The sequence below is a fragment of the Limosilactobacillus reuteri subsp. porcinus genome, from assembly GCF_036621895.1.
Lineage (GTDB): Bacteria > Bacillota > Bacilli > Lactobacillales > Lactobacillaceae > Limosilactobacillus > Limosilactobacillus reuteri_J.
On the sequence record NZ_LN887396.1, the window covers coordinates 1 to 6,285 of the forward strand.

Below are 6,285 nucleotides of genomic sequence, written 5' to 3' on the forward strand. Positions count from 1 at the left end.
CTAAAGACATTAATAAAAAAACGAATGGTCGCTTTACGCTTAATACCATCCGCTACCACAATACATTAGTCATTGCTTTTCGTTGTTTCTTTCGGTTGCTTCTTTGCAAATAAGTGATACACGAGTCGGGCAACCAGTGCTTGTAAAACAATCGTTACTACGCTTTGTGCAAGTTTTCTTACCCATTTCATAATTTTAGCTCCCTTACTTAAATCATGCCTTGTAGTTAAACCTAATCTTCTATCACTTTAATTATACTCGTTTCTTATTAATTTGTTTAATAGAAGTCTTTATCTTAAGATTAGATAAAATTATTAATTTTCATAATAGTCTTCAATTCATCAATATAAACGCACAAAAAGAGCTTAAAATTACCACAATATTATCTTTTGGCTAATTATAATTTTATTATTAATTTTCTAGATAATTTAATGGCTTATCAACATTCACCTTTGTTCCTTGATACTTTTTAGCAATCCATTGTTGAATTTGCTTATTATGGTAAAGCTTGACTAACTTCTTATATTCCTTGTTATCACGATTCTTCTTAGCAGTTGCTAAAACATTAATGTTATTCTTCGTGCTTTGACCAACTTGTTCGTGATAAATAGAATCTTTCAACACATTCAAATGACCAGTTAACGCAATCGTATTACCGATTAATACTAAATCAGTTGACTTTAATACCCGTGGTCCGGTGGTATCATCAATTTCTTTAAATTGAAGGTTCTTTGGATTAGCCGCAATCTCATTGGTTCCACTGGTTGCCCCAAAGCCCGGCTTCAATTTTATTAACCCTGCACTTTGTAAGAGCAAGAGGCCACGCGCCGTGTTTGCTGGATTATTAGCGATCGCAACTGTGGCACCATCTGGAATGTCTTTAACACTCTTATACTTATCTGAATATAAGCCCATTGGTTCTAAATAGGTAGTTCCAATCGCCGCTAACTGTGCCTTCTTATTTTCCTTATTATAAGCTTGCAGATATGACCATGATTGGAAAGCATTAACGTCAATTTCACCACTAGCAGTCGCCCGGTTTAAGGCTACGGGATCAGTAAAGCTCTTGACCTTAATCTTCAAACCTTCATCTTTAGCCTGCTTACTGTTTGCAATGTGTTGCCAAACTTGGACATCTGGGCCAATCGTTCCAACAGTAATCTCATCGTTGCGGGTAAACCCACCATTAGCGCCCACACTAAGTCCAGCCGCAACTAAAATCACTACTACAATACCAACAATCCACCAGCCAGTATGCTTTTTCTTTCTCATCATAACTACCCCTTTACTTTTGTTTTCGCTATTCGTCATAACTAATCGCAATAGCCAACGGGATCCGACATGTCGTTATTCTCGAGAAATCCTTAGTCAGCGTTTACCAAAATTATTATTAGTCAACCACGTGGCGTTCAAATGGCTTATCTGAAATACCTTCATCAAGAATCTTCTTTGACCATTCCTTAGCAGAGAATAATGAATGATCACGGTAGTTACCGCAAGATTCAATCGTTGTTCCTTGAACATCTTCCCACTTAGTCTTGTAGGCAATTTCTTCAAGCGAGGACTTCAAGGCCTTGGCAACTTCAGTAGTTGAGTGTTCACCCCATGTAATTAAGTGGAAACCAGTCCGGCAACCAAATGGAGAGCAATCAATTACGCCATCCAAACGGTCACGAAGCAAGCCAGCAAGCAAATGTTCAATCGTATGCAAACCAGCAGTTGGAATTGCATTTTCATTTGGTTGGACTAACCGTAAATCATAGTTGCTAATCTTATCTCCCTTTGCCCCTTCTTCAACGGTAATTAAACGAACGTAAGGTGCCTTAACCTTCGTGTGATCTAATGTAAAACTTTCAACTTTAGCCATAATAAATCTCTCCTTTTCTGCCTGATGAGAATGAATCTTGGAACTAAAAAATCCCTAGGAACGGCAATCCAACCAATTCCTAGGGACGTTTAATATTCATTAACGTGATACCACCCTAATTTAGCCTTATCTCACAATAAGACCCGCAAGAAGTACATAAAAATACTCCAGCACGGTAACGGGTGCTAATCGCTTGCTGCTAACACGTATGTTCACAGCATCAGTCTGCTCCAAGACCATCTTCATTATTCGTCACCATACTAGTTCTCATCTTTCCTAGCTCTCTGTAATGGCATTAAATAATTACTCATCTTTTCTAAGCCTCTAATTTAATTGTAATTATAATATCCTTATCCTTACTAATTGTCAACACCTATTTCAAAATTATTCATGGTATAACATTCTTAACGTTTTAGCATCATTTTTAGTTATTCCGTTTTTGATGTTTCGCGGGATCATCACACTATGCTCATATTCTGGAGCGTGGGCCAATCCAAGTGCATGTCCCAGTTCGTGTTGAGCAACCTCACTTCGGAATTCTTTGTTAGTATAGTCCAACTGGTTAGGGTCTAAAGTTGAGGTTGCCTTATGCAAGGTATTCGTGGTCGGGTCATATTCAGTCCGGGTTGAGCCGAGTTCAGATGTTGTATAGCCAACACCATTGTTTCCCATATTATTTCGTGCTAGATCACCATCGGCCGCAATAATATTGGCCTTATCTTCGTTCTTAGTCCAGCGGATATGGACTGCTTTCGTCTTATTCCACTTTTTGACCGCATCCCGAAAAGCCCATTTTAATTTTGGATCAGCCGTTTCCATATAAATAGTAATATTCTTTTTCTTCCACCTAAAACCTTCAAGCGGTGTCGGTGTATTTTCTGGGATTCTTAGCCGGTCTGCATTTGGTCGTTGGCCGCCATTAGAAAACTGAAAATCATTACTATCAGAAGAATCCTGGCTAAAAAATGATGACTGGAAGGGTTGGGAAGGCGCATCTGCATCAGCAAGGGCATGATAATCGCCAATTCCGATCATTCCAGCGACTAAGAGTGCTACTAAAAATCGACGCATTTAATCATCCCCATTCCATAAAATTAGAAATGACAACACGGTTCGAGGCGTTCCTGCCAGAAACTGACAATCCAGTTTTGAGAGAAAAAGCCGATCACCGTTCCAATATTAAAAGCAAAGATTGCATGATTTTTAAGAGAACATAACAAGATAATGATAACAGGCAAGACAATGTTAAAGTATTTCGTGAATTTAAGACTGGCGCGCCGGTTTAAGTAGACCGTTAACTTATCGTGTGGATGAAAACAACAATCACACTGCTGGTAAAGGGCATACCCGGCAAAGGCAATCACTAAACCGAGCAGGTCAAAACCGAAACGCAGGAAGATGTTCATTGTATCAATTCCCCAAAAACGCCATAAGTTCGCAAAGAGTTGCATTAAAATACTGTACGGAACTAAAAACGTTAATTCCCAGCCAAATTCTTTAGGAACAAATTCGCCAACCAAAAGAATATTAAGGCCAATGACAAATAGTCCTTCTGTAAAAATCGTCTCTGTCATGTTCCAGCCCATCATATGCATAATATTGACGATTGAGGCTGGCCATGGCATACTCCCTAAGTTTGTTACAATCGTCATTGAATGACCAATTGAGTTTAAGACAATCGCCAGTGCCAGAAATACATACCGACGCATTTTTATCATCCCGTTTACGCTTATTCTCTATCACAGTATTTTAGCACGCTTATTGATTTTATGCGTTTATCTTGCCCTGAATTTTTGTAAGTACGCAAAGAGGCTGAGAAAAAACTTTTGTTTTTTCAACAGCCTCGTTTTATAGGAATATTGTTACGATATCGTGGAAATTAACTATTGTTTCAATCAGTTTTAAACATTAATCGCGTTCAAAGCCATCCATAATAATGTAAGACTTGATTGCTTCACGCTTATCCATTGCTCCATACGCTTCTTGAATTTGGTCAAGGTCGAAACTCTTAGTAAAGACCTTACCAGGGTTAATGTCACCATCAAGAACAGCTTTCAACAATACATCCTTGTCGTAAGTAGTTACTGATGCTGGACCACCGCCGACAATCGTGTTGTTGTAGAATGGCAACGTCATGTCCATCTTTGGCGTATGAGGTAATCCAACTCGACCAACAATGGCACCTGGACGGCCAACCTTCATGGCAGTATCAGTTGATTGTTCAGTACCTACACACTCAAGAACAGCATCAGCACCGGCACCGTTAGTGAGTTCCATGATCTTTTGAACTGCTTCGTCACCACGTTCAGCAACATTATCAGTAGCACCAAATTCCTTGGCAAGAGCTTGACGGTCAGCATGACGACTAGTAGAAATGATCTTCTTAGCGCCCCGCATCTTAGCAGCAATGATGGCACAAAGACCAACAGCACCGTCACCCATTACAACAACCGTATCACCAGCGTTAACATTAGCAACTCGTGCAGCATGGTAACCAGTAGCCATAACGTCAGCAAGGGTTAAGAGAGACTTAAGCATTCCTTCACTGTAGTCACTTGGCTTGCCTGGAACTTTAACAAGCGCCCATTGACCGTGTTGGAACCGAATGTATTGAGCTTGAACACCCGAGCTAAAGTTATCACTGTGACTTTGGCAAGAACCATCGAAGCCCGCGCGACAAGCAGCACAGTGCCCACATCCATGAGTAAATGGAGCAATCACAAAGTCACCAGGCTTGACAGTAGTGATATCTTCACCAACTTCTTCAACAATTCCAATTGCTTCATGACCAGAGTTTTCAGAATCTTTTTCAACTGAATTAATTCCCCGGAAGTTCCATAAGTCGGAACCACAAACACAGGTCCGCACTACCTTAATAATCACGTCATCAGGTTTTTCAATTGTTGGACGATCGACATCAACAATCTTCATTTGACCTGCTTTTTCAAAAATTGCTTTTTTCATTGAAATTGCCTCCTCTATTCTAAAAATAGTTTAGAACTATCCAATTCCAAAATCCAATATTTAAATTTTATTCTTTTCCATTCAGTTTTTGAATATCTATCTCTATCCAATTTTATCATTTTATACTATAAAAAATTTTATAACGTGTTAATATAGAGGTGATAAATAAAGTTATTAGTATAGTCTTAGCTTTACTTATCACCTTCTTTTTTAGGGAGTGGGGTCACGAGCTGGCGATTTAGATGCATCGTTGAGCGCACAGTAATAATCTTTGCGTTGCTTGATGACGCCATTCTTTTCAAAAAGGATTCGTTGTTTTCTAGATAGAATATTCATTAATACACAGTTACAAAACAATCTCTATTTAGAGACAGCTTTTCCAATAACAATCCCACCATGACGTCAGATGGTGGGATTGTTTCTTTTATTATTGATTTGCAATTCGTTCAAAGTTACTTTCTAGATCCGTATTAGTTGTTGGATGGCAATCTGGATCACCATTATTCGATTGGTCAACTAACACGACCGGCTTGCCATTATGGAAGGCAAAAAAGTACGTAATTCGGTTCGGTAGTGGCGGTTCTGTCCCATCATGATTATAAATAGCAACAACATTATATTCATAATCACCCTTGCCTGATGGTGCCCAGCCAATCAAACCAGACTGTCCTTCCACTAATTCTTTACTCAAGCCGTCTGGATAGGTTATTCCTGTTGAAACCTTCAATTCATTTTGACCATCATATTGTTCATAGGATTGATGCATTGTTGGTCCCCATTTTTGCATAAATGATGCCAACTGCTCGTCCTTTTGATTATTCCATAATGAACTATCGTGATGCGACTCACTACTGCTTGTATTATTAGTAGTATTTTGATTGGTACTAGCTTCTGAATTAGTCTTTGTGGTATTGCTACTGCTTTGCGTGCTTTGGTTGCCACAACCAGTTAAGGCAACGCCCAAACTAGCAATCGCAAGAACTTCCATTAATTTTTTCGATTTTATCCTCCCCAAACGTAAATAAAGACCAGAAAGAATGCTTCCCTCTTCTTTCCAGTCTACCTATCAATCTTCAACTTTTTTAGCGTCGTTCATTGCCTTCATGATAGAAGGATTCTTTGAATGACAATCCTTGATCATTTGGATATCTTCTTCACTTAATTCAACAGTGTATTTAGCCATGATCTTCCCTCACTTTACTTAAAAAATTACACCCTTACTATATCACATCACAGGAGCAGTGTCTGGCTTAATCAGTAAATTAAGATCATTAATTGACATTCAACTGAGATTTGCTAAGATTAACATTGAATTGCATAAACGGGGAGCTTGCAGACAGGCTGAGAGGGGACTATGCGTCTCGACCCAATGAACCTGATTTGGATAATGCCAACGTAGGAAGGATTATTGAACTACTCCCACTTAGCTAAACCTACGGTTTAATGCTTGAAGT

7 protein-coding genes, 1 riboswitch and 1 other annotated feature are annotated in these 6,285 nt (G+C 39.0%); all 7 genes read right to left on the reverse strand.

The genetic code is table 11. From position 1 onward, the window contains the following. Positions 1-65: 65 nt before the first annotated feature. Entirely contained in the window at positions 66-191 is a 126-nt protein-coding gene (locus tag AACL61_RS04870; RefSeq protein ID WP_003664763.1) for a hypothetical protein, read from the reverse strand. A 220-nt stretch (positions 192-411) separates the two neighbouring features. Beyond that, positions 412-1,275 (reverse strand): MetQ/NlpA family ABC transporter substrate-binding protein, encoded by an 864-nt coding sequence (locus AACL61_RS04875; RefSeq protein ID WP_102816184.1) that lies wholly within the window; start codon positions 1,273-1,275, stop codon positions 412-414. Between the two features lie 115 nt (positions 1,276-1,390). Further along, a complete protein-coding gene (locus AACL61_RS04880; protein WP_003664767.1) occupies positions 1,391-1,867 on the reverse strand; it encodes an S-ribosylhomocysteine lyase in 477 nt (158 codons plus the stop codon). 78 nt (positions 1,868-1,945) lie between these two features. Beyond that, positions 1,946-2,195: a binding site (T-box leader), on the reverse strand. A gap of 56 nt (positions 2,196-2,251) precedes the next feature. Further along, positions 2,252-2,938 carry a matrixin family metalloprotease gene (locus tag AACL61_RS04885; protein WP_339111055.1) on the reverse strand — a complete coding sequence of 229 codons (687 nt, stop codon included), beginning with the start codon at positions 2,936-2,938 and terminating at the stop codon, positions 2,252-2,254. Between the two features lie 23 nt (positions 2,939-2,961). Continuing rightward, the gene (locus AACL61_RS04890) at positions 2,962-3,576 is read right to left on the reverse strand and encodes a DUF6198 family protein (protein WP_339111056.1); all 615 of its coding nucleotides are present in this window, start codon (positions 3,574-3,576) and stop codon (positions 2,962-2,964) included. A gap of 199 nt (positions 3,577-3,775) precedes the next feature. Beyond that, positions 3,776-4,831, reverse strand: coding sequence for a zinc-dependent alcohol dehydrogenase family protein (locus AACL61_RS04895; protein WP_339111057.1), 1,056 nt, complete (start codon positions 4,829-4,831; stop codon positions 3,776-3,778). Between the two features lie 427 nt (positions 4,832-5,258). Then, the gene (locus tag AACL61_RS04900) at positions 5,259-5,819 is read right to left on the reverse strand and encodes a DUF4767 domain-containing protein (RefSeq protein ID WP_339111058.1); all 561 of its coding nucleotides are present in this window, start codon (positions 5,817-5,819) and stop codon (positions 5,259-5,261) included. Positions 5,820-6,144: 325 nt separating this feature from the next. After that, a riboswitch (TPP riboswitch) is annotated at positions 6,145-6,251 on the forward strand. Positions 6,252-6,285: the final 34 nt, after the last annotated feature.

Bases quoted from the DNA above. Each gene is read 5' to 3' on its own strand.
- AACL61_RS04870 (WP_003664763.1), bottom strand. From the start codon at position 191: ATGAAATGGGTAAGAAAACTTGCACAAAGCGTAGTAACGATTGTTTTA.
- AACL61_RS04875 (WP_102816184.1), bottom strand. From the start codon at position 1,275: ATGATGAGAAAGAAAAAGCATACTGGCTGGTGGATTGTTGGTATTGTA.
- AACL61_RS04880 (WP_003664767.1), bottom strand. From the start codon at position 1,867: ATGGCTAAAGTTGAAAGTTTTACATTAGATCACACGAAGGTTAAGGCA.
- AACL61_RS04885 (WP_339111055.1), bottom strand. From the start codon at position 2,938: ATGCGTCGATTTTTAGTAGCACTCTTAGTCGCTGGAATGATCGGAATT.
- AACL61_RS04890 (WP_339111056.1), bottom strand. From the start codon at position 3,576: ATGCGTCGGTATGTATTTCTGGCACTGGCGATTGTCTTAAACTCAATT.
- AACL61_RS04895 (WP_339111057.1), bottom strand. From the start codon at position 4,831: ATGAAAAAAGCAATTTTTGAAAAAGCAGGTCAAATGAAGATTGTTGAT.
- AACL61_RS04900 (WP_339111058.1), bottom strand. From the start codon at position 5,819: ATGGAAGTTCTTGCGATTGCTAGTTTGGGCGTTGCCTTAACTGGTTGT.